A 25,050-nucleotide genomic window follows, 5' to 3' on the forward strand; every position below is an offset into this window, starting at 1 on the left:
ACGCCACACCCTCCCTGCCCCACGTCCACGACTCAGAGCACCCAATCGACCAGGACCTCGCCGGCGAAGGTGCGCACGCCGAGCTGGAGCGGCTCGAGCCCGACCCACTTGTGGGTCTTGGCGGTGAACCCGACCCAATAGCGCGCGGCGTGGACGAAGGTCACCCCGGCGTGGGTCCCCGATGAGACGATCATCTCGCCCGCGTCGGCGTACCCGTCGGGCTTCGCCGCTTCGGCGCGGGCCGAGAGCAGCACCCGACCCCACGGCCAAGCGGAGAGCTCGATCGGGTAGTTGTCGAGGTTGGTCCCCGACTTGGTGTGCGTGTGCGTGATTCCCCAGGTCGTCGAGGTCGGCGGGCGATGCCAGCCCATGTCGATGAAGTCCCCGGCCTCGCCCACCCGCGCCTCCCCGCGCAGGTCATGGACGCAGCGGTAGGTCCGCAGCACGTCGCTCATGCGCAGGTCGAGGCCCGGGTCGGCCTTGATGTCGACGCGCTCTCCCGTGTGCGGATTTGGGGTGTTCACCCCGGGCGGGCCGAGGGTGCCGCCGACGTCGGCGAACTCGAAGTAGAGGAAAGCGCCCGACGCCGCCTCGATCTGGACGCTGCCGTCGGGGCAGGCGTGGGCGTGCCCGATGCGGACGTTGCCCGGCGCGCCCTGCCCGAGGATCTGATCGACGCGCGTGGCCAGGGTCTGCGCGCTCCACCCCTCGTCGAGCGTCAGCTCCGGGCTCGTGCGCGCGGTCGTGCCGTCGTGGCCGTGGAAGCGCCACCGGACGTCTTTCTTGGGCTTGACCGCGCCGCCGATCGGTCGGCTGCGGTAGCCACGAGCCGGGACGTGCTGATCCGTCGGCCCGACCTTCGGGAAGAACGCGCCAAAGCCTTTGCGGAAGGCCTCATTGGCCACGAAGGCGTCCTGGCCAGGCCAGCCTCGCGCCTTCGTGGGCGCGGCGAGGCTCACCCCAAAGGCCGCGGCGATGTCTGCAGAGCTCCCCGCGTGGGGCAGCTCGACGGCGCCGCGCAGCCCCTGCGTGCGGGTCTCGATCACCACCTTGTCATCGGGGAAGCGCGCGACCTGGCCCGCCCAGGCGCTCGAGACCGCTCCGCGCAGGGCCGTGATCAGCTGGGTCCGATCGTAGGTCCCGGCCGCGAGGTTGAGCGACGCGGTCTTTGGCGAGCCAGAGCCCGCGTCGAAGCGGATCTTCAGGGTCTGGGCCGCCGCGAAGGTCACCGTGGCCGCTGGCGGCGGCAAGACGACGGCCGCGTTGCAAGCGGGCGCGCGCAGCAAGCTGGGCTCGAAGTCGAAGGGCGCCCCGCCGTCGAGCACGGCCAGGGACGAACCGCAGCCCGTGCTGGTCGAGCGCAGGCGGAGGTGGGCGCGCTTGCCATCCCGCTGGGCCCCATAGCGCCGAGTGAAGGCCCCAAGCACGTGCGCCTCGATGGCGGGGGGCGAGGCGTGGCCGCTCTCGCAGGTGAAGGCCGCGGCGGCGTCAAAGGCCGCGCGCAGCTCGTCCGCGCTCACGCCCTTTTCGTCGGCGACGTTGCCCACGCCGAGGACCTCGAGCACGCCCGCGCCAGAGATCGCCGCGTCGTCGAAGCCGAGGGCTCGGAGCACCGCCGCCCCGGTCAAGCGAAGCCTCCAGCCCGTCCCCGCGCCGACTGTCTCGAGCTGCAAGAGCGTCCGCGCGCCCGCGGAGCTGGGCACGAACCACGCCCGCAGCAGCGGGGCCTCGCGCTGGATCGTCGCAGCGATCCGCTCGCGCACGGCCTCCGCGACCTCGCTGGCCTTCGCGTTGGGTCGGGCCGCGAGGGTCCGCGCGAGGTCGGCGACCCAGCCGAGGTGGACCTCGACCTGGGTCCGCGACGGGCCGCGGAACACCTCGACGTCGAGCTTGGCCTCGCCGTCCAGCAGCCAGGGCACCACCGGACCCGCCGCGCGGACGCTGGCCGGGCAGGCCACGAGCTGCAGCCAGGTCTGACGATCCGCCCCCCCGCCGGTCGCCCGCATGTCGACGCGGTAGCGGAGCACCCGGCGGCCCATGGCGCGCCCCTTTGGGGGGAAGGCCGCGGTCTTGGCCTTGGCGCCGTCGATGGTGAACGCGAAGGGGTCCACGGTCGCCGGGTGCACCCGCAGGTTGAAGCCGGCGCCGCTCAGCTCCAGCACCTGCGCGTTGGCAGGCCCCGTGACCGCGCTCGCGTAGCCCGGCTTGGGCTCACCGACGACCCGCATGATCTCCGGCGAGAGCTCCGCTTCGCCCTGGCCCTCGGCCCGCGCGCAGTCCAGCGCCGGCCCGCCGCGACCGTCCCGAGCCCGCGCCCGCGAGAACACTCCGTAGGCCTCGCGCTGCGCCTCCAGCTCGACGCCCTTGCCCCCGGGGAAGGCCGACTCGAAGGCGAGGTGGTAGGCCAGGCGGACCGAGAGATCGTTGCTCCCGCCGACGATCGCCCCGGCGAGCCGGGTCAGCGAGGGCATGGCCGCGAGCTCGATCGTGGTCCACGCGCCGGCGCCCCCCAGGCGCAGCTTCAAGCTGCCGCCCGAGCTCGTCCAGGCCTCGTCCGCGCCCAGCTCGATCCGCGCCGGGGCGCCGTCGAGCCACACCCGACGGACCGCGCCGTCGACCTTCACGTCGAGCCAGCCGCCGCCGCCCAGATCGGGGGTCGCCCCGAGCTCTTTCGAACGGATCACCTCGCGCCCGTTGGCGAGGGTCGCCGCCTCGAAGTTTGGATCGGCGCCGTCGGCCGGCTCGGGCCCGACGCGGCGCAGCAGCGCCTGGCAGCAGTTCGCGTGATCCAGCTCGATGGTGTGCCCTCGCGGGACCGAGAGCTCGAGCTTGTCGGCCTCGAAGCGCACGCCCACGGCGACCTGGGTGCCGGCAGCGATCGCCGCGGGCCGCCCGTGCCGCTGGCCCTCGCGGGTCGCGGCGTCGTTGAGCAGCGCGATCAGCTCGCTGCGGCGCAGCACCGCGCTGTCATCGATGCCCGACGAGGCGCCCAGGCGCGGCGACTCGCCGGTGGCCGAGGTCGAGAAGTCGCTGCCTGCCTGGCCCTCGGGCTTGGCCTTGGTCACGGCCAGGCTCAGGCGCTTGCCGACGTCGACGGTCTCGATCCGCAGCTTGCCGCCCTGGTCCCACGCCCGCACGCCCTCGACCTCGGCCATGATCCGCGCCGCCAGCCCGCCGACGCTCGGATCGCTCGCGTCCGTGCTGACCCGAACCTCGCTGTCGTGACCTTCACGTGCAGCGGCGTCGCGTTGATGTGCGCGGGGCTCAACCAAGCCGGGCCCTGGTCGAGCTCGACCCAGGCCGGCGCCCCCGCGATCGGCACTTCCAGGGTCTTCCCCCCGCCGCTGAGCTGAATCCGCCCGGCTCCAAAGGGCAGGGTGCCGTCCCCCTTCAAGCGCTTGGTGCCCGCGTCGTAGAGCCCCGCGAAGATCGTCTGCGCCCGGGGCCCCGCGCTCACGCTGACCGCCGCGCCCCCGAACTCGAGGGTGGTCCCGCTGCCCGCCAAGCTGGCCGTGACTGCGCTCGGAGGCGCGGCCGCGGGGGCCTGGTTGAGGGCCTCCTCGCAGCGGGCAATCAGCGCGGCCCGGGAGACCGCGTGGGGGTCGAAGCCCTGACCGCGGGCGTCGACGATGCCCGAGACGCCGAAGGCAGCGTTGCTCGGATCGCAGTCGACCTCGAGGTGGGCGGCGTTGCCCCGTCCGCGCGTCTCGATCACCAGCGCGGGGATCGGTCGGATCACCCAGGGGTCCTCGCCGAGCCGCTCGCTCAGTTTGTGGGCCGCCTCGCAGACCGAGTGACGGCCGTTGACCGTGAACAACCACTTGGTGACGTTCCCGTCCTCGCCGTAGCGAATCCCGTTGGGCTGGGCCGGGCCACGCCCCAAACACAGCGCGCCGACGATGCTGGCCCGCTGCGCCGCGAAGAACAGGAAGGCGTTGGCGCGATCGTCCACGCGCGCGACGATCTGGTGGGCGCGCAGGTCGTAGGGGCCGGCGCTCCGGGCCATGGCCTGGGCCGTGGGCGGCCGCGTCACCGACACCCAGGCGACGGGCATGCGGACCTTTCCGCCGGGCGCCCCCCCAGCCCGGGCCTCGGGCTCGAAGCGGTGCGTGTGCGCGAGCTCCCCGCTCATCGCCGACGCCGCCGTCAGCTCGCCGGGCGCTTCGTGGTCGAGCAAGCGCGCGAGGGTGGCCGCGTCGAGCTCGACCTCGTGGCGGTGCCCGTGGTCCTGGCTGGTCTGCAAGCGCAAGGTCCCGCCCCGCGGGCGACCGTCGAGCTCGAGCTGATCGAGGTCGATGTCGAGGGTGTGGTGGTGCGCGCTGGCTTCTCCGCGCGGGCTGGCGGCCACGGTCTTCAGCTGAATCGGCCGCGCCGGCGCGGCGACCTTGTGGTTGTCCGAGGTGTACAGGCAGCCGCTGCGCGGGCGGCCGGGGTCGTGGGCGAAGCCCCGCGCCGTCTGCAGCGAGGCGTCCGCGAACACCACCGGGATCGTGTGCGAGTAGTCGGCGCTCGCCGACGCGCCGAAGTGCAGGTGGTGCTGGGCGCTGATCCCCGTCGAGTCGATGTTGATGATGTGCTGGCCCTGGACCACGCGCTGGCCCACGTCGATGTGCGCGCAGTCGGGCCCGATGTGGATGTAGTCGCTGAAGGTCTGGACGCGCTCGTCCTCGGTCCCCGGATCGTGCCCGCGCGACCAGTCGAGGTGCTGGATGATCACGTCGTTTTGGGTCGGGTTGTTGTAGGGGTTCGACTGGACGATCTCGACCACCATGCCGCCGCGAGCGGCCAGCGAGGGCTTGTCCTGGAGCTCCAGGAAGTCGTAGGAGTAGAGGTTGCCGATGCTCGAGTTGACGTGGCTCCACATCCCGTGGACGCCCTGGCCGCAGTTCCAGGTCTCGCCCTGGGGATAGGGCAGCTTGTAGGGCGCCGCCTCGCGCAGCTGCGTGGGCGTGACCCCGCGCTTGGTCGCCATGCCGGCGAACAGCCCCTCCTTGTCGCGGCCGTCTTGCAGGTAATACATCCACAAGATGATCGGCAGCAGGCCAAAGATCACCGCGCCGATGATCAGCGAGAACCAGTAGAGCACGTGGGTCGCCCCGAGCAGCTCGTCGTCGCCCTCGTTGGCCCACAGCACGGCGACGGTGATCAGCACGGCCAGGACCACGCCGATGACGATCAACATCACCCACCAGCTGTCGCGGGTCACGTTGGTCGAGTACATCGAGCCCATCGCCACGAGCGCGACGAACAGCATCGTCCCCACGTAGACGGCGAAGGTCAGGCCGTCGACCTCGTAGTGGCGGTCCCACGGCCAGGCGCCGAAGATCAACCACGGCCCGACGATGGCCGCGATCAGCCCCAGGCCGAACACCAACCACCGCGAGAAGGCCCACCACCCGCCGCCCTCGCCGGCGTCCGCGAACTTCTCGACCTCGAAGCGATCCCAGGGCTGGATCAGCCCGCCGATCATCCCGAACAGGTACATGAAGCCCCAGCCCAGCCACGAGTAGCGGGTGAAGGAGATCGGCGGACGCACGCGCCCGGGGGCCTCGCCGCGATCGTCGGGCACGATCAGCAGCGTGCGCCCGACCTCGGGGCTCTCGTCGGCGCCGAGCCGGTTCCAGCGGCGCAGCTCGTCGACCTCGACGCCGTGGGCCGCGGCGATCTGCTCGAGGGTCTCGCCCGCGGCGACCTCGTGCTCGATGACCCAGCCGTCTTCCTTCCACGAGCGCGCGTACCAGATCGCCCGGGCGATGATGTAGGGCAGGCGCGGGCCGACGGTGAAGGTGTAGTAGCGACCCAGGCGCACGGCGATCGACATCACCAGGTTGGCCAGGCGCCCGCCCTCGTAGATCAGCGCCTCGACCGTGGCCAGGAAGGCGTGGATGCAAAAGTCACCGAGCTCGCTGAACCAAAACGCGCCGCCGGTGTTCCACTGCTCGTCGCACAAAAAGTCCGGACGCAAGGCGCGGACGAGGCCGCGCACGCCCTTCCAGACCAGGCCGAGGGTGCACAGGATCCCGTCCCAGGCCCGGCCCGAGGCGTAGGGGCCGTAGTTGACGACGTCGAACACGCCCCAGCCGAGGCTCGCGACGTTGGTCAGCAGGTCCGTCCACCACAGCCCGTGGTCGGGGCCGTGGGGGGTGACGCGGGTGTCGTCGAGCCACAGCACCTCCCCGTCCTCGCCGGGCATGCCCTGGGCCCCCGCGGAGGCCGAGGCGTTGACCGAGATCGAGACCGACACGCGCAGCTCGAGCAGCGCGTCGACGGCGACGGCGACGGGGCGCAGGAAGTCGCGGACGCCCTCGGCGATCTGCCGGAGCGCGCCGCCGTCGAACTCGAGCTGGGCGATCAGCGTCTGCACGCCGCCGCAGATCACCGCGTGGAGGTCGAGGTCCGCCAGGAACTCGCGCACCGGGGCCAGGGTCTTGGCGATCCACGCCCGCGCGATCCGGGCCGCGCGGAAGGCACGGTGCGCGGCGATGTCGTCCCGCCCCGAGAGCCGCGGGCCCTCGAGGACCTCGAGCCCGCCGAGGGCGATGTCGAGGATGGTCTCGAGCAGCTCGCCGCCGGACAGCTCGGGGAACACGACCAGCAGGCGCTCGCAAAATTCGCGGATCCGCGGGCCGAGCACGGCCGGGTCGAGGGCGCTGACCAGCTCGACGAGGCCGTCGACGAGGGGCGTGAGCCGGAGGGTGTCGAGGTCGAGCTCGAGCAGCGAGTCGAGGGCCCGGCGGATCTCGCCGAGCACCCCCGCCCCCGACTCGAAGGCGCCCTGGATGCGCGCGACGAAGGCCTCGAACTGCGTGATCACGCCGCGCACGTAGTCCTGGATCAGCGACTCGGGGCGCTCGAGGGCCAGCGCCGCCACGCCGATGTCCACGCCCTCGTCGGCGGCGACCTGACCCTCGCTGACCCCGGTGATCGCCGCTTCGATGCGGTCGGCGTGTAGTAGTGCGTAGCCCAGGCTCATGGTCGCTCTCCTCAGGTGGTGCTGACGCTCGCGCTCGCGCTCGCGCTGACGCTGACGCTCGGGCCCGAGCCGCCGCTGGGTTGCAGGGGCAGGGCGCGGAGCAGGGCGTCGAAGGCCACCTCCACCCGGCTCAGCGAGGCGACGATCTCGGGCGGCAGCTCCTCGCTGCTGCGCTCGACGGCCTCGCGGATCCGCCCTGGCAGGTCGAGGACCGGCAGGAACTCGGCGAGCAGCTCCTCGTACACGGGGTCCACGGCGTCGACGAGGACCCGGCGCGGCGAGAGCTCGGTGAGCTTGTCGAGGGCCGCGGCGTAGGTCTGGTCGAGGGTCTCGACCGTCGACCGGTCGAACAAGTTGGCGAGGTCGAGGAGGTCCTCGAGGGCGTCCTTGACCGCCTGGAGCACGGCCCGGAGGGGCTCGGGGTTGACGGCGTCGACGACCCCCAGCACCGGCTCGTAGAGGTTCGAGCGCAGGGGGTCGACGACCGGCGAGAGGTCGAAGTTGCGCAGCAGGTCCAGGCCCTGGTCGAGGGCGTTGACCGAGCCGAGCAGGCCCTCGTCCCCGGTGATCGCGTCGACCTTGCCGTGCAGCGCGCCCAACAAGTCGCCCAGGCCCCGGGCGAAGCCGCCGGCGTAGGGCCCGAGCTTGGCGAACAGGCGCTGGAGGAAGAGCACCGGCAAGCGCACGCTCTCGGCCAGGGCGTCGCGCAGCTGATCCTGCAAGCCGGCGATGTCCGCGGGCGGGGCGAGGAAGTCGGCGAGCACGCTGCGGCCCTCGATCTCCATGAGCAGGGCGTAGTTGCGCAGGTCGGCCTCGAGGCTCCGCCCGGCTCGCTCGAGGCGCGGGCCCAGGCCGTGCCAGGGATCGACGGCGGCCTCGAGGCGATCGGCCACGCGCACCAGGGCCTCGGTCCGCCGACGCGCGGTCCGGGCGGCGTGGGTGTCCATGGCCGCGATCGCGGCGTGGGGGAGCGCGCGGATCGTGGCGATCAGCTCGCGGCAGACCGAACTCGTCAGCGCGTCGGGGGCTCGGCTGGCGGCGTCGAGCAGCGCCGGGGCCAGCTGCGCGCCGATCCGGCGGTGGTCGAGGGCCTCCGCCGCCTCCTTGCCCCGGTCGAGGGGCTCGGCGAGGGCGGCGATGTCGACCGCACCGACGCTGGCCACGACGCCCGCGATCAGCTGGTCGACCTCGGCCTCGACGTCGGCGGGGCGATCGAGGCGATCGGCGATGTGCACCAGCACCCCCTGGCAGTCCTCGAGCACGTCGACCCAGTCGTCGACCTCCTGGAGGAAGCCCTGCACCCCCTCGAAGGCGTCCTCAAAGCCGCTCGACTCCATCAGCGAGCGGATCGCCGCTTGGATGGCCTCTTCCACCGGGGCCAGCAGGACCTCCGGGTCGAGCTGCTCGACGGCCCCGCGCAGCTGGGCGTGAAGCTCGATCAGCGGCCCGAGCAGCTCCTCCGGCTCGACTACGTGGATCTGCGCGCGCAAGTCCGCGAGCGCGTCGGCGATGGCGTCGAGGAGCTGCGAGGGCGCGAAGCCCCGCAGGGTCTCGATCAGGTCGAGGAAGGGCTGCTCGATGTCGTCGCTGATCAGCGAGGAGGGCCGGAAGGCCTCGAGGCGCGCGGCGAGGTCGTCGACCAGGGCCTCGAACTCCTCGAGCACCGGCAGCGCGCCCTCCTTGAGGGCGGTCTCGACGATCTCCGCGAGGGGCTCGCCGACGGTCCCCGTGATGTCGAGGTCGGTGATCGCGTCCACGGCCTGGCGCAGCGGCGGCTTGACGGGACCGGGGATCAAGCCCGGGTCGATGGCCGACGCGACCTCGCGGATCTGGTCGAGCAGCGCCACGCTCTCCTCCGACGCGCCCCGCAGGTCCTCGGGGAAGCCCTCCAGAGCCGAGAGGATGTCCTCGAGCACGACCTGGACCGTGCCGAAGACCTCGCGGACCTGATCGTTTTGGAGCACCGAGGCGGCCTCGCGGACCAGCCCCTCGAGGCGCGCCTTGAGCCGCCCCGGGTCGAAGTCGTCGACCGCCCCGGCGACCGTGTCCACGACCGACTCGATGTCGGCCTTGAGGCTCGTCAAGCGCGTGCGGATCTCGTCGTCGACGAAGCCTTCGATCATCCCCGGGAGCTCGCCGAGGGCGTCCTGGAGCTGGTCGAGGTGGATGGCGCCGACGGCTGCCTCGATGCCCTCGCTGACCGGGCGCAGCAGGTCGTCGAGGCCGTCGCGCACCGTCTCGAGGGCGCCCTCGGCCGCCGCCACGGCGGTCTCGATGGCCTCGCGCACCGCCGACAGCGGATCGGTGATCATCGAGAGATCGAGGGCCTCGAGCTCGGTGACCAAGTCGCCGAGGAGCTCCGCCGGCGCCGCGGGGATCGCATCGACGACACCCGAGACCCGGCGCTCGAGGGCGGCCTTGTCGAGGGCCGGCTCGATCAGCCGGAGCACGCGCATGAACTCGCGCTCGAGCTCGTTGGGCAGGTCCTCGACGGTCGTCAGCCCGGTCGCGTCGTCGTCGAGGGCGTCGCACAGCGCCTCGAGGGAGTCGAGCTGCGCGTCGAGGCTGTCGAGCTCCTCGAGGCTGAGCCGCCCGCCGCCCGCGAGGCGATCGCCCAATGCGCGCAGGGTCGGCGTCACCGCGGTCGAGGCCGCGCCGATGATCTCGCCCGCCCGAGCGGCCGTGCGCGCCGCGTTCAGGGCCGGGTCGACGACCCGCGCCCGCGGCAGGGTCAAGAGCGTAGCCGTGTTGCCCACGCCAGTGACCAGCCGGGCCTGGAGCTCGGCGGGCGCGAGGGTCTGCCAGCTCCCGACGGCGGCGAAGGCCTGGAGCATGTCGCCGACCACGGGCAGCGCGGGCCACCGGGTCTGGAGGTCGGCGCCCGCCGGGCCGAGCTGGGCGAGCAGCTCGAGCAGGCGCGAGGGGTCGACGAAGGCGACGAGCTCGTCGAGGGCGCCCTCGGCCTGGCCCAGGGTGCTGCGCACCGCCGCGAGGTCCAGGCTCCCGCGCTCGTCGTCCTCGGGCATCGGCGAGGCGCCCGAGGCCACCCGAGAGCCGGCCAGTCGCACGAGCTCCCGGATCGCGTCGAAGGCCGCGCGCACGCCGGTGATCGAGATGCTGACGTCGACCCCCGCGCTCAGGGACGCGAAGGGCGTGAGCAGGGGGCCGAGGGGTCCGCTGGTATCCCCGGGGATCAGCGCGACCGCGCCGGTCAGCGAGGCCGAGATCTCGGTCACCCCGTCGAGGCCCTCGGGCGTCGGCGGGCTGCCGAGGGCGTCGACGATCCCGCTCGCGGAGCCGGAGTCGAGGCCGTTGACCGTGTCCCCCAGGCCGCTGATGTCGCCGAGCAGATCCGTGACCACCCCGCCGAGGTCGAGGTTGTCCAGCGTGGTGTCGAGGGCCGAGAGCAGTCCACTCATGATGACTTGGCCGTCCAGGGGTTGTAGGTGAACGCGAGGTCGAGGAGGCGGAAGTCGACGTCGCGGACGCAGTCGAAGCCGAGCTCGAGCACGCCGCCGTCGAGCTCCGCGAGTTGATCGAGGCGGACCCGGGCCCGCGAGATGCCCTGGGTCACGCCCCCCTCGCCGAAGGGCATCACGCCCTCGGCCCGGAAGTCGACCGCGCCGGCGATCGCCGAGGGCCGCAGGTCGACGTCGAGTCGCTCCCACGCGGGCGCCGAGGGGCCGCCCCAGTTGACGTGAAATTCGATGGCCTCGGGGATGGGCGCCCCGGGCTCGCCAGCGACGAGCTCGTGGTGGACCTGGATCCGCGGCCGCCCGGGTCGCGCGTCCCAGGTCCCGCCGCCCTCGCTGAGCAGGCAGGACACGCCGACGCTCTCGCCGACCTGCGCGTCGTCGAGCGCCGCGGACCACCAAAAGGTCCCCCGCGACACCTCGGCGACGAGCCAGACCCCCTCGAGGTCCGACAAGCGCGAGGCGGCCCGCGCCGCGCGGCCGAGCTCGGCACGATGCCAGCGCGGGTGGACCTCGGTCTCGACGCTCAGCGCGACGGGGTCGCCGATGCGCTCCCCGACGAAGCCTGGGCGGCCGCGGTGCAGGGCCAAGAGCAGCTCGCAGGGTCCCGCGGCCCGACCCTCGACGCCCACCCGGGTCAGCAAGGGGCGCGGCGGCAGGGCGTTGGGCGTGCCCGGCAGGGGCACCCAGCGAGCCACCCGCGCGGTCCCGCGGACGCGGTAGCTGTCGGCGCGCAGCTCCGGCTGGAGGCTGCCGCGATCCGACGCGGGGATCAGCGCGTGGCGGCCAAAGCTCCCGTCGAGGGTCAGCGTCGCCCGGCTCGGGCGCAGGCCCGCGGGGAGCTGCAGGCGGATCGGCTCGGGGGCGCCGCGCAGCTTCAGGGCCGGCGCGCCGTCCTCGAATTCATCCCCGGGGAAGCGCCGGTACTCGGCGACGACCTCGAAGTCCTGGTAGCGCACGCGGCCGCGGGTCTGGGCGTCGAAGCGAACCGCCAGCGCCAGGTCCTGGTCGCCGCTCTCCCGCGCGCCGTGGGCCCCCCGCAGCAAGCTGCGGGCCGCCGCGGAGAAGTCGACGAAGGTCGCGCTCCCCTCGCGCAGCGCGGACCCGGGAAAGCTCGACACCGGCGCGACGTCGGGCTCGGCGACGCCCTCGCTCGACACGAAGGCCTCGATCTCCACGTCCTGCAGGCCGCCCCGCCACAGGGTCTCGATCTCCTCGGCCGACCACCCGATCGGCACCCCCTCGTGGGGCAGGCCGTCGTCGTAGCGGGCCACGTGATCGCCGTCGAGGCGCAGCAGCACGAGCTTGCACTTGCGCGTGCGCAGCCGGGGCGTGACCCGCAGCGTGACGTCCACGCGCCCGTCCGGGCGGGTCGTCATCACCATCTGACCGCCGGCCAGCGCCGCCCCGTAGAGCCCGCTGTTGCCCGGCATCGAAAAATGGGGGAAGGCCGCCGCTGGCGGACCAAAGCCATCACCCTGCCCGAGGCAGATGGCGAAGTGCAGGAAGGGCGCGCCCCCAGTCGTGACCCAGGCCGGCGCCTCGCCAGCGCGCCAGCGCAGCACGTGCGTGGCGTTCCCGGCCAGGAAGTAGTCCCCCGAGGCCACCGGGATCTCCAGGCCGCGGATCCGGACCTCGTCGAGCTGCGCGTCGACGAGCACCTCGTCGCTGCGAGCGTTGCCCGCGGGGAGCTCGAGCACCGCCGCGCCCGAGCTGCCGGCGCGCAGCCCCGGATCGAGGTAGGCCGTCACCGGCGTGATGCGGACCCCGGCTCGGACGACGTGCAGCGCGTCCATGTCGGGGAGCCAGGGGACCTCGAAGGTCAGCGCCTGCTCGAAGCCCTGCTCCGGACCAAAGGTGAGCAGCTTGGACGAGTCCTCGGCGACCTTGACCACGGGCAGCGGCTGCTTCAGCGCCGACAGGCCCGCGAGCGCCAGGGGAATCCCCGGACCGAGCTCGAGGATCTCGAAGGTCTTGCCGCTCACTCGCGCACCTCCACCCGAAGCTCACCCAGGCCCACGCGGCCGCCGGCGGGGCGCTCGAGGGCCAGCTCGATGCGCGCCTCGGCCTTGCCGACGACGGCGTCCGGGGCCGCGTAGCGCACGCTGATCTCGCCCGCGGGGTCGACCGCGTAGCCCACGAAGCCCTCCCCGGGCGCGGCGTCGCCGAGCAACTCGCCCGGAGAGGCGCCGCGCAGCCGGGCCATGATCCGCCGGGGCGGGCCCTCGCCGCCGTCCGCCTCGGCGCCGAGGTGCAGGCTCTCGAGGGCGACGCGGACCGGCAGCTCGAGGGTCTCGCCCGCGCGCACCGAGGCCCCCGAGGGCAGCCCCGCCGGCAGCACGGCCGTGCGGATCGGCAAGGCCGCGATCGCGACCCCGGCCTGCTCCTCGCCGACGGGCCAAAAGCGTCCCTGGTAGTCGACCTCGACGCGCCACGACTGGAGCGCGCCCTCGCCCGCGTCGGGGGCCTGGACCTGCGCGAGGCGAAAGCCGTCGAGCTCGAAGCCCTGATCGCTGGCCTTGGCGAAGGCCAGGCCCGAGCGCACGCCCTCGTCAGCCAGGCACACGAGCAGGCGATCGAGGACGCCGACCAGCTGGCCGCGCTGGGCCGCCGACTCCGCCCCGTCCCCGGCCTCGCCGATGCGCAGCTCGAGCTCGACGCGACCTTCGAGGGCGAGGGTGACCCGCTCCCGCCACGCCCCGCGCTCGCCCAGGCGCGCCCGCGCGTCGTCGCCCACGACGGTCATCGGCCGCGCGTCGACGATGCGCACCCGCAGCTCGAGGGCGTCCCCCCCGAGCGCCGTCCCATCCCCGCCCGGACGCACCACCCCCGCGAGGCCGGCGACCTCGTCCAGGCGATCGGTGAGCAGCTCGGCGAGGCGAGCCTCGAAGGCGTCCAGCATGGCAGCGTCCTCGGGGGGTCAGCGGTTGATCGGCATGGGGACCCGCGGCCGACGAATCAGCGCCGGCCCGGCCTCGAGCTTGTTGATCCGGTTCTCGAGCCCCGAGAGGGTGTTGACGTTGCTCGCCAGCCCCGAGGCCTTCTTGTCGATCGCGGTCGTCTTGTTGGTCAGGCTCGTGAGCTTGTTGTCGACGCCCCCGCGCCAGGTCCCGAGCTTGGCCACGTTGCCCTCGAGCCCGGCGACCCGGCCCGAGAGCTCCTTGGTCGCGGCGACGTCGGCCCCGATCTTGCCCAGCTGGGTGTTGGTCGTGGTCTTCCACGCCTCGAGGGACTTGGTCGAGCTCTCGAGCCCGCTCAGGCGCTCGTCGTAGCCCTCGACCAGCTTGTTGGACTCGGCGAGCTTGGCCAGCTGCCCCTGGGCGCCGTCTTGCCAGTCGGCGAAGGCCGCCTGGTCCTTGGCGAGGTTGCCCAGCTGGCCGTCCACGGACTTGCGCCAGGCCCCGAGCTGGTTCAGCGAGGTCGTCGTCGACTTGCCGAGCTTGCTCAGGGTCGTGGTCGCCCCCTTTAGCGAGGTGTCGAGCTTGGTGACCTTGCCGTCGAGGGCCTCGATGGTGGTCGACAGGCCGTCGAAGGACTTGAGCGAGGTCTCGACGTTGCCCAGGCGAGTGGTCAGCCCGGCGAGCCCCGTGGTCGCGCTGGCGAGGCTGTCCCCGAGCGCGGCGATCGAGCTGACCGCGCCGCTGATCTCACCCGCGAGGGCGTCGCGGGCCTCGCTCGCCCCGGCGTCGGCCTTGGCCAGGTCGGCCAGGGTCGTGGCCGTCTTGCCCTTCCAGGTCTCGAGGCTGCCGACCTGGCCCTCGAGGGCGACGACCCGGCCGGCGAAGTCGGGGTCGACCGCGGGCGCGTCCCCGCCCTCGGCCATGCTCGCCATCACCCCCTCCATGGTCCCTCGCCAGGTCACCAGGGTCTCGCCCTGGGCCTCGACCTCCCCGACGCGGCCCGAGAGGTCGTCCAAGCTGGCGCCGTGGGTGCCGAGGGAGCCCTCGACCTCGCCGACGCGCCCGCTGAGCGCGCTGAAGTCCTCGAGGGAGGGCACCTTCAAGTCCGCGAGGGAGGTCTTGAGGCCGTCGATCTCGTCGAGCCTGCCGAGCTGCTCCTCGACGCCCGACAGCCGCGCGCCCAGTCCGGCGAGGGCCTCGGCGTCGAGGCTCGCGCCCCCGGGCTGGGTCAGCTTCAAGGTCGCCAGCTGGTTCTCGACGCCGCCGAGCTTGCCCTCGACGCCCGCGAGGCGCCCGTCGAGCTTGCCCAGGTTGCCGAGGGTGGTCGCCTGGGCCTCGAGCTGCCCCTCGCTCGAGCTCAGCCGCTCGCCGTAGCCCTTCAAGGTCTTGCCGTGGCCGCCGACGGTGGTCTCGAGGGTGTCGATGCGCCCGCCGAAGGCATCCATGGCCCCGAGCTTGCCCTCGAGCTCGGAGGCGAGGTGCTCGTCGATGAGCGGCCCGAGGGCGGCCTCGTCGATCTTCGCCGCGCTCGCATCCATGGCGCCGAGCTTGCCCGCGAGCTGCTCGTCGAGGAGCGACTCGAACGCGCTGCCTGCGAGCTTGTTGGCCAGCTGCTCGTCGATCATCTTGCCGAGCGCGGCCTCGTCGATGGACTCGCCCTCGCCGATGGACAGCGTCCCGACGCCGGCGATCTTGTCGCTGAGCTTGGCGATGTCGAACTCGAGGGCGCGCAGGTCGGGGATCTGGGTCCCGGCGCCGATCAGCTTGGTGCGCATGGCCTCGAGGGCCCCGAGGCGGTCGTCGATCTCGCCGATGTTCGCCTCCTCGAGCTGGTTGCGCAGGTTGATCACCGACTCGAGGTCCTTGCCCAGCCCGCTGAACTTGCCGTCGAGCTTGCCGAACTCGTGCTCGAGGTGGGCGAACTTCTCGACGTCGAAGCGCCACTTGTCGATGTCCTTGCTGCCCCCGCGGACCTCGTCGCGCAGCCGGTGGGTCAGGTCGCGCAGGGAGTCGAAGCCCTCGCGCAGGTCGTCGACCTGCCTGCCGATCTGGTTGACCGAGCGCTCGAGGGCCTCGACCTTGCCCGCGAGCTCGTAGTCCTTGCTCCCGCCTTCGACCAGAGCGCGCGTCTTGGGGTCGAGCCAGTCGAGGCTGACCGTACCTTTGTGCGCGTGCTCGGCCCGGGCGTAGCCGAGGGCCAGGGCGTCGTCGCGGCCCTGCACCTGGTGGATGCCGAGCTTGGCGAGCTCGCGCACGGCCCCGACGAGGACGTTCCAGTCCTCGGCGCGCAGGGGCTCCCCGCGCTGCTTGGCGTCGAGGTCCGCGAGCGCGCTGGTGATCTCGTCGATGCGTTCGAGGCTGGTCGCTTGGGACATCGCGGGCTCACTTTCGGTTGGCGAACATCATCGCCAGGTTCGACATCGACTTGACCTGGTCGATGCGCTTGTGGGTCTCGAGCTCGCGCTTGTAGTCCGTGGCGGGGACCAGGGTGCGCATCTCGTGGACGACCTGGAGGGCCTCGGCGAACTCGGCCTTGGCCATGACCTCGTCGTCCGCGCTGGCCACGAGGTCGGCGTGCAGCTTCTCGCCAGCGCGCTTGAGCTCGCGGGTGTAGAGGTCGGGGCGCGAGTTGGCCACGCCCCCGAGGTTCTCCAGGGTCTTGCGGACCTTCTCGCGGACCGCGGGCTCGACCTCGGGGATCTGGTCGAGGGCGCGCTGGGTCTGGGCGTCCAGGGCGAGCTGCTGCATCTGGCGCTGGAGCTGGACCACGGTCTTGCCGAACACGTCGAAGAAGCGCTCGAGGTTGGCCTGGAGCTCGTCGAGCTTCTCGACCAGCTCGGGGTGGTCGTGGCCGATCGGGCTGACCTTTTGGGACAGGTCGGCCGTCGACTTGGCGACGTCGGCGACGGTCCCGGCCAGGCTGTTCCAGTCGCCGGCGAACACCGGCTGGCCCGGGATCTTGTTGGCCTGGCTGCGCGCCTCGCCCTCGAGCTCGTCGAGGCGGCCGCGCTCGGGCCCGAGGTCGGCCTCGGGGGTGTCGCGGATCTGGGTGTCCGTGAAGATGTCCGTGGGCACGTGGATCGGCACGTAGGTCGGGCGATCCGGGAGCACGCGGAAGGGGCGATCGATGATCGTGTGGATCAGGTTGGGGTGGCGGACCTTGATCCGCCAGCGCCCCGGGTCGAGGTCGCGGACGCGCAGGCTGCCGTCGAGGAAGGGCTTGACCTGCTTGACGACCTTGCCGGTCCCCTCGTTGATGAGCTCGACGTTGAGGTCGCGGTTGATGGCCGCTTTGGTGTTGAACTGGAAGTTGACGTACTTCATGGTCGGGCTCCTCAGGCGCTGGGTCCGTAGGGGAAGCTGATCTCCCAGTAGAGCGCGATCTCGTGCTTCCGGCCCTTGTCGAAGGGTTCGAAGATCACGCGGTTGTAGACGCGGGCCAAGCTGAGCTTGTCCTCGGCGAGCACGCCGAGGGCGGCCTCGGACACGCGCACGCTCTCGACCTCGGGGTCGGGGCTCACGCCCACGCCCGGGGGGATCAGCGTGCGCAGCGAGACCCGAATTCGATACTCCTCGGGCAGGGCCTCGACCTCGAACTCCTCGGGGTCGAGGCTCGTGACCGCGGCCTCGATCAGCGCGACGCCGCCGGGGGTCGTGGTCCGCAGGCCCGCGCGCTCGTAGGGCGGGGTGTTGGGCTCCTCGCCCACGCCGAGGGCGACGCCGTCGAGGGCGGCGCTCGCCGCCCCCGTGAACAGATCGGCGAGCAGCTGCGCCCCCGAGCGGAGCACGGTGTTGCTGGCCGCGCGGCGCAGCAAGGTCGGCCCCCCGGGCTCGCGCAGCTCGAGCCGAAGGCGGCCGCTGGGAGGGGGCAGGTGGTGCGAAGGGTTGAGCTTGGCCGAGTGCATGGTCCTCCTACTCGAAGCGCGCGCCGTCCTTGGCGGTGGTGTCGAACAGCGCACCGAGTGCGTCGAGGCGCGACTCCTGCTCGCTGACTTCGATGCCCTGATCCGGGCGCAAGATCGTGACGCGGTCGTGGCACGGGCTGGTCTCGCGCAGCGTCTGGGCGCGCAGCCGACCGTCGACCCCGGCGGCGCGCAGCAGCGCGACGGTCCCGGCGAGCAGCTCGTGGAGGCGCTCGCGGTCGCGCTTGGGGTGGGCCCGCGCCCCGGCCTCGTGGCGCTCCCCCGCGTCCCCGAGCTCGACGTCGAAGCGCGCCGGCCGACGCTCGTACCACCACAGGTCCAGAGCCACGGCGGGGTCTTGAAAGAACAGCGCCTGGCCGAAGCTCGCCTCCCCGGGGCCGGCCTGCGTCGGCGAGGCCGCGAACCGGGCCTGGCGGACCTCCGGGCGCGCGAGGGAGTAGACGGCCTGGTCAAAGCCCGGCTCGTCGAAGCGACCGATGGGCACGAACCACAGCGGGTTGGCGCCGCGCTCGAGGCGGATCGGCGCCGGGGTGTCGAGGACCTCGAGGGGCAGGCCAGACGCGCCCCGGAGCGCGCCCTCGGGGTCGAAGCCTCGCCCGGTCATCAGGCGCTCGCTGACGTCGACACCGTCGAGCTCGGCGCGCAGCCGGTCGGGGCCCTCGCCGTCCGCGGCGGGGTCGACGATGAGCCGGAGCACGGCGCCCGCGGGCACGCGCCCGGTCCAGCTGACCACGTCGCCGTTGGCGAGGTTGATCAAGGTGGGCATCACGCTGCGCCGGCGGGTCAGCCCACAGATCGCGCCCTCGAGGGAGCTGGGCTCGAGGCCCCGGTGCTCGAGCACGACCTGGTCGAGGGGCGCGAGCAGGCCCGAGCGCGCCCGCAGCTCGGCCGAGACGCAGCGCTGGCGGGGGAACTCCACGAGCCGCAGCCGCGCCTGGCCGCGCTCGCGGATCGGCCGGCGCAGCAGGGCGTCGTCCGCCGCCCGCAAGATCCGATCGAGCACCTCGCCGAGCACCTCCGGCGTCACCGCGCCCCGCAAGCGCGCGGCGATGGTCGCCTTGAGGCGCTCGCGGTAGAGGTCGTCGGGCTCCCAGGGCAGCGCGGCGATCTCGAACAGCGCGCCGAGCTTCTCGAGGTCGCGGCGGTCGAAGGCCGTGTCGATCCAGTGCGAGCGCTGGACCCGGTCCATGTCCTCGTCAAAGGTCTCGAGCCACAGCGAGGTCAGCGAGAGCAGCTCGTGCAGCCGGCTCCCGGACTCGATGCGCCACGGCGGCGGCAGGCGCTCGAGCATGGCGTCGAGGCGGCTCACTGGGTCAGCACCTCCAGCGTGAGCGCGTCGAGGGAGAAGCTGGCGTCGCCGGGCACCACGGTGCTGCCGCCCGCGACCAGCCGGGTCGAGACGCCGCTCTCGCTGTCGAGCTGCAAGACCGTGGCCTCGCTGACCAGGACCCAGCGCGGGTGGCTCTCGCCCTCGGTGTCGCGCAGGGCGTCGAGGACGTCGAGGAAGGCCAGGGTCTCGCCGGGGCCGAGGCCCGCGAGCATGGCCTCGAGGCGCGCGCGCAGCTCGGCCTCGACGGTCGAGGACTGCCCGCCCGGGGGCAGGGGCGCGACGGACACGTGGGCGTGGACCGAGATCACGGAGGCCGCGGACGCGTCGGCGAGTGCTTCGAAGGCGTGCTGGGCGAACTGGACCGCCGCCTTGGGGCTGCGATCCCCGGGCACGGAGAAGCTCGCGCCCGCCACGGCCTGGCCGTCGGCGACGATGTCGAGCTCGGCGTCGACGATGCGCGGGTCCTCGAGCGTCGCGGTGATCAGCGCGCTGCGCCGGAGCGTCGAGCCCGGCCCGAGGCGGCCGACCAGGCTCTCGAGGCGCCGGCGGACCTCGGCCTCGAGCTCGTCGAGGCTGCCGTACTCGAGCTTGCTGCCCGCGAGGGTCAGGCGCGCGCCCAGGTCGAGGTTCAGGGGCTGGGCGTAGCCGTGGCTGACGTGGATGCCCGCCGGGCGCAGGCCGTCGATGGTCCGCGCGACCACGGCCCGGTTGCGCGGCGTGTCCTCGCTCAGGGCCACGTCCACGCGCAGCATCCCGGGCATCGGGACCGGCGAGTCGGGGCCCTCGCGGTACTCGCCAAAGGACACGCCCGAGACGAAGGGCAGGCCCTCGAGGCCCGAGCGCAGCGCGTCGAGGGTGCCCTTGCCGGCGGCGTGGATCGCCCGCCGAGCCCGCGACGCGAGCTGGTCGTCGCCCTCGGCCTCGCTCGCGCGGCTGGTCCCGGCCTCGTTGCTGACCCGGTCGACCCCGGCGATGGCCCGCTCGATGACCACTAGGGCGCCCGGCTCGGCCAGCGCCGTGCCCTTGGACTCGCCGTGGACCCAGACCTCGACGGTCGACTGGGTCGGCTGCATGCGCGCGTCGTCGGTGGTCAGGTAGCGGGCCCCCCCGCCGTCGGTGACGGCGGTCCCGGCGGGGATGAAGATCGCCCCCGCCGCGCCCTGGCGCCGGGTAAAGCGGACCTTGCCCACGGGGTGCCCCTTTTCGATCCGCCGGGTGTCGACGAGCGCGGACACCCGGTCCAGGCTGCGCCCCGTCGAGGTCTCGACGAAGGCCGACTCGTAGACGCGCTGGAGCTGGACGTACTGCGTGGCCATCTCCCGGGCGATGGTCTCGAGCATGGTCCGGGCGACGCTGCCGACCTGGACGTCGGTGATCGGCGTCGGCCCCATGCGCCGCGGGTAGTAGTTGACCGTGACCGAGCTGCCCGCGATGGGGCGCGGCGCCCGGGGCCGCAGCTGCACGCCGACGTAGGCGTCGGGGTCGTCGTCCGCGGCGACCAGGGCGAACTCCCGCTCGGTCCAGCGGTAGTCCGCGGGGCCGTGCTTGCCCTCGACCTTGCCCGCGAGGTAGCTGACCCGACGCACCGGCCCGGCGTGGAAGGTGAGCCGGTCCATGTCCGCGCCGGCGACGTGGACCTCGTTGGCGACCCCGCCGGTCAGCTGGGTCAACAGGTCACGGACGATGTCCTCGTAGCTGCGATCGTCGAACTTCATTGTAGTGCGACCTCCAGATCGAGGGCGACCGCCGGCTCATCTTCAGCCCCGACGGGCCGGACCTCGGCGTGGACGTGGACGATGCCAGCGTCGAGGGCGTCGGGGCTGACCTCCACGGCCAGGACCTCGGCGACCCGGGGCTCTTGGAGCAGGGTCTCGAGCACCCGCGCGCGCAACAGCAGGCGGTTGCGGCGGTTGTTCTCCCGACCGATGAGCTCGTGGATGCGGCTGCCGTAGCCCGCGTGACCCAGGGCCTCGAGGCTGCCGCGCGGAGTCAGCAGGCGCAGGACCAGGGCCTGGCGCAGGGCGTCGATGCCCCCGGCCGCGCCGAGATCCAAGCCGAGCTCACGGCCGCGATCGTCCTCGCGCGGGCGCAGCTCGAGGTCGAAGGTCGACCAGCTGTCGCCAGCGAAGAAGGGGGCCACCAAGAGGTCGCGTCCGAGGTGTTCGAGCTCCGCCATGGTCCTGCTCAGCCTCCCACCAGCACGCTTCCCCCCGCGACGATCGTGCCCACCGGGGCGTCCGCGGGGTCGTTGCAGGTCTCGACGGTGTCGCCCGCGCGGGCGGCCGCCTTGCCGGCGATCATCACCGTCCCGCTCCCGACGGTGACCGTGCCCTGGTCCGCGGGCGGGCTCTGGAACGAGGTCCCCGGCGGGGTCGCGACGTGGGCCGGCGAATTGTCGGCGATCGAGTCGACGGTGGCCGCCGGCTTGCCGCCGACCTCGACCGTGGTCGCCAGCGCGCTCGCCAGCTTGCCCGTGAAGGGGTGCGGCAGCGGCGTGGGCACGGGCCCCGCGGCGCTCGGCACCATCACGATGTGGGTGTCCACGGCGATCACCTGGTCGTCTTGCTTGGCCAGCGGCGCGCCCATCAGTTGAGCTCGACTTTCTGGCCGTTGACCTTGACCGTGGTGTCGCCCTCGATGGTGATCTCCTTGCCGCGCAGCGAGAGCGTGCCGCCGGTCTCGAGGGCCAGGTCGCCGTCCTGGTCCAGGGTGATCTTCGCGGCCCCGCCGACCACCTCGACCCGGCCGTCGGAGTCGCTGGCGTGGCTGAGCTTGACGCTGACGCCTCCGGCGACCAGCTCGATCTCGCCTTCGCGCACGTGCACGGCCGCGTCCTTGTCCCCGCCCAGGGCGAGGCGGAAGGCCCGGCCCTCGTCCGTCAGCGCGATCGACAGCTGCAGGGCGTCGGCCTCGGGGTCTTCGACCTCCCCCGGCCAGACCAGCTTGAGCTCGTCGCGCTCGAAGCTCGGGGGCCGGCGCTGGTCCGAGTAGACCTGGCCGACGACGATGGGCGAGCCCAGGTCGCCGCGGGCGAACAGCACCACGACCACGTCGCCCTCCCGGGGCAGGCCGCCGAAGCCCGTCGCGCCCACGGCCACGGCCACCCGCGGGATCGCCAGGCCCGAGTCCTTGAGCTGGATGCTGACGGTCTGGCCGTCGGGCTCCTCGCTGCCGGGGAAGCTCGAGGTGACCACGGCGAGCTCGCAAAAGCTGCGCTGCTCGAGCTCGTGGCGCGCCAGGGCGCGGATCGCCTCGCCCACGCGGCTCACGGCAAGCCTCCGATCGCGGCCCCGAGGGCCCCGGCGAAGTCCGACAGCCCGCCGGTCTCGGCGCTGGCCCACAGCTCGCTCTGGGTCGCGCGCCCTGCCCCGGCGCCGGGACGCAGGCGGTGGACGACCTGACGCACGCGGCACTCGGCCAAAGAAGCGTGCTCGGGGGCGTCGTGGAGCTCGACGCGGGCGCCGGGATCGATCTGCGGGAGCAGCCAACAGCGCATGCGCACCGGGGCCGCCCGTCGACGCATGCGCCCGGTCCAGCTCGCGGCGGCCGAGCGGGCGTCGTCGACGGTGCGCGCCAGCGGCTCGGCCCGCCAGCGGACCCCCGCGCCCGCCGGGCTCCCGCCGCCTGCCGCGAAGTCGGCCGCGACCCACAAGCTCTCGCCGCTGTCCGGCGCGCCCCCGCCCTCGCCCGCGACGTAGGCCTCGTTGGGGTCTGCGTGGCGGCTGGTGTGGGCGAGGTCGACGAGCTCGCGACCGTAGCGCAGGGCGTGCTCCCCCGCCGGGCCGTGCTCGCCGACGACCAACGTGCCCTCGCCGTCGAAGCCCGCCTGCAGCCCGCCCGCGGCGCAGACCCGGCCGATCAGGTCCAGGGCCGTCGAGCGCCCCTCGCACACGAACAGCGCCGTCTGGGCGTCGCCGCCCTCGATCTCGACCTCGACCTCGGCCTCCTCGCACAGGCGCTCGAGGATCTCGGACAGGGTCACCTTCTCCAGGCTGGCCGCGGGCCGGGTCCGGGCGAGCTGCAGGGCTGGGCCGTGGGCGGTGACGGTCAGGCTCCGCAGGCCCCGACGCACCGCGCTGAGGGTCCCGCTGAACACCGCGCTCGAGCCCTCCCCGCCGTCGAGCTCGAGGCTGACGGGGTCCCCGGGCTCGGCCTCGAAGGTCGTCCCGGCGGGCAAGGTGCAGACCAGGCGATCGACGATGGGCAGCAGGCCCCGGCGCAGCTCGAGGCGGCCGACGTGCGCGTAGCGGAGCTCGCCGATGTCCAGGGTCAGCGCGGGCGTCAGCATCACTCGCCCCCTCCCGAGAGCTCGCGCAGGGCCGCCCCCGCGTCGCTGGCTCCGCCGCCCACGCCCTCCATGGACCCCGCCTCGCGCTGCATCGGCTCGAGGGGGTTGCCGGCGTCGAGGCTGGCGAGGCCGCCGAGGGCCTCGAGGCCCGCGAGCACGTCCCCGGCCATCTCCATCACGTCCTGGAGGGCGCCGGCTTGGTCCATGATGTCGCCGAGCAGGTCGGTGTCGAAGCCCAGATCGCCGAAGCCGTCGAGGCCGCCGAAGGGCGAGAGCGAGGCCGGCTCGGGGAGCGGCGGCGACTCGCGCAGCACGATGCGGTAGGCGAAGCGGTTGGGCCGCCCGCCCTGCTCCTCGAACTGCGCCTCGACGATCACCATCTTCTCGATCTCGAGGGCCGTGGTGATGTCGGCCGTGAAGTCGACCTCTCCGCCCTCGACGACCTTGTCCTGGAGGGCGTCGAGCTCGTCGAGGGCGTCCTCGCCGACCAGCAGGCCGCGCAGCTCGACCTCGTGGGAGGCCCGGCCCAGGCGCTGCTGGACGTCGCCCGCGAGGCCGGCGACGGGGGTCGAGGCCAGGCGCGCCCGGGTGCGCTGGCGGGCCGAGGACACCAGCTCCAAGAGCAGGTCGTCGATCATCGGCACCGCCCCGCTCACGGCTCCACCCCCTGCTCGAAGAGCGCGCGCTCGAGCACGTCGGCGAGGCGCTCCTCGAGCTGGTCGAGGGCGTCGAGCTCATCGTCGAGGTCGGGCTCGGGGCTGGGCTCGGGGTGCCCGGAAGCGGCAGGATGAAAGCGGAGGTCTTCGCTCGATCCGAGCGCGCCCGCGCGGGGTCCGAAGGGGGTCTCGGCCACGGCGTGGGCGCGCAGGGGCGGCGGCAGGTCGAAGGCGGCCGCGTTCTCGTTCGCGCGCAGGGGCTCGCGCGCGGGCCTCGAAGGGCGCGCTGCCGTGTCGAGGGCGGCTTCACTTCGCGCGGCTCGGCTCGACACGGGGAGGGGCTCGGCGAGCTCTCGAGCGACGCGGCGAGGCGCGTCGAGGGTGGACGCCTCGACTGTGTGACGAGGTGAGTTGGAAGCCAGCGGCTCCGTCGGCGCGGGCGCAGACTGGTGAAGCTCCACGGGCGCCTCGCGGGTCGAGGTCGGGGTCCGCTGCTCGGGGGTGGGCTCCGGCCGCACCGCTCGCCGACGACCTCCAAGGACCAAGCGGCCGCCGGCCCAGGGCGAGCGAGCCTCGGCCGCGCTCGCCGAGCCTTCGTCCCCAGCGGGAGCACGCTGCGCTGGACCCACGCGCAAAGGCGCGGCCCAGGGGCTCTCCCCCCGTCCGCGCTTCGCTTCATTGGCGTTGCGATCGCCAGGGCCCGTTGCGGCGTCCCTGGACGAGCCCACATCCGACGAGCGCTCGACCGCGCGCTGGCTAGGCCAGTCCCGCGTACCTTCGTCGGCGCCCGCACGCTCTGGAGCGTCGCCGCTGCGCTCGGGCGGAGCAGCGAGCGCGCGCGCGTCTCCAGCCTGACCCTCGACCACCGGCGCGACACCGACCGGCGGCGCCGCCCCGACGCTCCCCGCCAGCGCGGCGAGCTGGCGCTCGAGCGAGTCGAGGACGGCGACCTGCGCCGCCAGGGCGGACTCGAGCTCAGTCATCCTGGATCACGATCCGCTTCCAGCCCGGGGGCGGACCCTCGAGCTCCGGTGGCGCGACCGCGGGCGCGGGCGGCCTCGCGGTCCCAGGCTCGAGCGAGCGCGCCAGACGATCGAGGCCGACCGCGCCCTCTCGGGCGAGCTGCCCCGCCGTCCAGCCGAAGTCACGGGCCAGAGCCAGCTCGACGGCGTCGAGGCGCGGGAGGCCCCGCTGGCCGTCGACCCCGAGCAGCTCCAGGAGCAGGTGGGCATAGAGCGGGTGGAGCTCGACGGGCGGGACCGGCTCGCACAGCAGCGCGACGAGCCCGCTGACGAAGCGCTCGGCGTCGAGGCGCCCGTCTTCGACGCAGGCTTCGAGCAAGCGCCGACGCTCGCCCCAGCGCCACTCGCGAGCGACCACGCGCCGCCCCCAGCCGTCGAGGACCCACCGCCCCGAGACCAGCTCTCGGCGCAGGCGCAGACCCTCGTGCCGGCAGGGCAGCTCGATCTCCACCTCGCGGCTGTGGCTCGCCTCGCCCATGCTCACC

17 protein-coding genes are annotated in these 25,050 nt (G+C 73.3%); all 17 read right to left on the reverse strand.

The window, feature by feature from the left end:
• Positions 1 to 32: 32 nt before the first annotated feature.
• Genes PPSIR1_RS04120 through PPSIR1_RS41765 form a run of 17 tightly spaced genes read right to left on the reverse strand, consistent with a single transcriptional unit; the run spans position 33 to position 25,043 of the window.
• Entirely contained in the window at positions 33 to 3,155 is a 3,123-nt protein-coding gene (locus PPSIR1_RS04120) for a hypothetical protein (protein WP_006969727.1), read from the reverse strand.
• Complete coding sequence (locus PPSIR1_RS04125) at positions 3,074 to 6,973, reverse strand: LysM peptidoglycan-binding domain-containing protein (protein WP_006969728.1); 3,900 nt, start codon at positions 6,971 to 6,973, stop codon at positions 3,074 to 3,076. Before PPSIR1_RS04125 ends, PPSIR1_RS04120 begins: the two co-directional genes overlap by 82 nt.
• Before the next feature lie 11 nt (positions 6,974 to 6,984).
• Complete coding sequence (locus tag PPSIR1_RS04130) at positions 6,985 to 10,392, reverse strand: hypothetical protein (RefSeq protein ID WP_006969729.1); 3,408 nt, start codon at positions 10,390 to 10,392, stop codon at positions 6,985 to 6,987.
• The gene (locus PPSIR1_RS04135) at positions 10,389 to 12,431 is read right to left on the reverse strand and encodes a hypothetical protein (protein ID WP_006969730.1); all 2,043 of its coding nucleotides are present in this window, start codon (positions 12,429 to 12,431) and stop codon (positions 10,389 to 10,391) included. The genes PPSIR1_RS04130 and PPSIR1_RS04135 overlap by 4 nt, the downstream gene beginning before the upstream one ends.
• Positions 12,428 to 13,348: a hypothetical protein gene (locus PPSIR1_RS04140; RefSeq protein ID WP_006969731.1), complete on the reverse strand. Its 921-nt coding sequence runs from the start codon at positions 13,346 to 13,348 to the stop codon at positions 12,428 to 12,430. Before PPSIR1_RS04140 ends, PPSIR1_RS04135 begins: the two co-directional genes overlap by 4 nt.
• 18 nt (positions 13,349 to 13,366) lie before the next feature.
• Positions 13,367 to 15,721 carry a hypothetical protein gene (locus PPSIR1_RS04145; RefSeq protein ID WP_006969732.1) on the reverse strand — a complete coding sequence of 785 codons (2,355 nt, stop codon included), beginning with the start codon at positions 15,719 to 15,721 and terminating at the stop codon, positions 13,367 to 13,369.
• A 7-nt stretch (positions 15,722 to 15,728) separates the two neighbouring features.
• Positions 15,729 to 16,670 carry a hypothetical protein gene (locus tag PPSIR1_RS04150; RefSeq protein WP_006969733.1) on the reverse strand — a complete coding sequence of 314 codons (942 nt, stop codon included), beginning with the start codon at positions 16,668 to 16,670 and terminating at the stop codon, positions 15,729 to 15,731.
• 11 nt (positions 16,671 to 16,681) lie between these two features.
• Positions 16,682 to 17,251, reverse strand: a complete 570-nt coding sequence (locus tag PPSIR1_RS04155; protein WP_006969734.1) for a hypothetical protein — start codon at positions 17,249 to 17,251, stop codon at positions 16,682 to 16,684.
• Between the two features lie 7 nt (positions 17,252 to 17,258).
• Complete coding sequence (locus tag PPSIR1_RS04160) at positions 17,259 to 18,578, reverse strand: hypothetical protein (protein WP_006969735.1); 1,320 nt, start codon at positions 18,576 to 18,578, stop codon at positions 17,259 to 17,261.
• Complete coding sequence (locus PPSIR1_RS04165; RefSeq protein WP_006969736.1) at positions 18,575 to 20,314, reverse strand: baseplate J/gp47 family protein; 1,740 nt, start codon at positions 20,312 to 20,314, stop codon at positions 18,575 to 18,577. The genes PPSIR1_RS04160 and PPSIR1_RS04165 overlap by 4 nt, the downstream gene beginning before the upstream one ends.
• Positions 20,311 to 20,775 (reverse strand): hypothetical protein, encoded by a 465-nt coding sequence (locus tag PPSIR1_RS04170; protein WP_006969737.1) that lies wholly within the window; start codon positions 20,773 to 20,775, stop codon positions 20,311 to 20,313. The genes PPSIR1_RS04165 and PPSIR1_RS04170 overlap by 4 nt, the downstream gene beginning before the upstream one ends.
• A gap of 8 nt (positions 20,776 to 20,783) precedes the next feature.
• The gene (locus tag PPSIR1_RS04175; protein ID WP_006969738.1) at positions 20,784 to 21,185 is read right to left on the reverse strand and encodes a PAAR domain-containing protein; all 402 of its coding nucleotides are present in this window, start codon (positions 21,183 to 21,185) and stop codon (positions 20,784 to 20,786) included.
• Complete coding sequence (locus PPSIR1_RS04180) at positions 21,185 to 21,868, reverse strand: hypothetical protein (RefSeq protein ID WP_006969739.1); 684 nt, start codon at positions 21,866 to 21,868, stop codon at positions 21,185 to 21,187. Before PPSIR1_RS04180 ends, PPSIR1_RS04175 begins: the two co-directional genes overlap by 1 nt.
• On the reverse strand, positions 21,865 to 22,887 hold the full coding sequence (locus PPSIR1_RS04185) for a hypothetical protein (protein ID WP_006969740.1): 1,023 nt from the start codon (positions 22,885 to 22,887) through the stop codon (positions 21,865 to 21,867). Before PPSIR1_RS04185 ends, PPSIR1_RS04180 begins: the two co-directional genes overlap by 4 nt.
• On the reverse strand, positions 22,887 to 23,543 hold the full coding sequence (locus tag PPSIR1_RS04190; RefSeq protein WP_006969741.1) for a DUF6046 domain-containing protein: 657 nt from the start codon (positions 23,541 to 23,543) through the stop codon (positions 22,887 to 22,889). Before PPSIR1_RS04190 ends, PPSIR1_RS04185 begins: the two co-directional genes overlap by 1 nt.
• On the reverse strand, positions 23,540 to 24,526 hold the full coding sequence (locus tag PPSIR1_RS47350) for a hypothetical protein (protein WP_006969742.1): 987 nt from the start codon (positions 24,524 to 24,526) through the stop codon (positions 23,540 to 23,542). Before PPSIR1_RS47350 ends, PPSIR1_RS04190 begins: the two co-directional genes overlap by 4 nt.
• Entirely contained in the window at positions 24,519 to 25,043 is a 525-nt protein-coding gene (locus tag PPSIR1_RS41765; RefSeq protein WP_006969743.1) for a hypothetical protein, read from the reverse strand. Before PPSIR1_RS41765 ends, PPSIR1_RS47350 begins: the two co-directional genes overlap by 8 nt.
• Positions 25,044 to 25,050: the final 7 nt, after the last annotated feature.

The organism is Plesiocystis pacifica SIR-1, from assembly GCF_000170895.1.
Taxonomy (GTDB): domain Bacteria; phylum Myxococcota_A; class Polyangia; order Nannocystales; family Nannocystaceae; genus Plesiocystis; species Plesiocystis pacifica.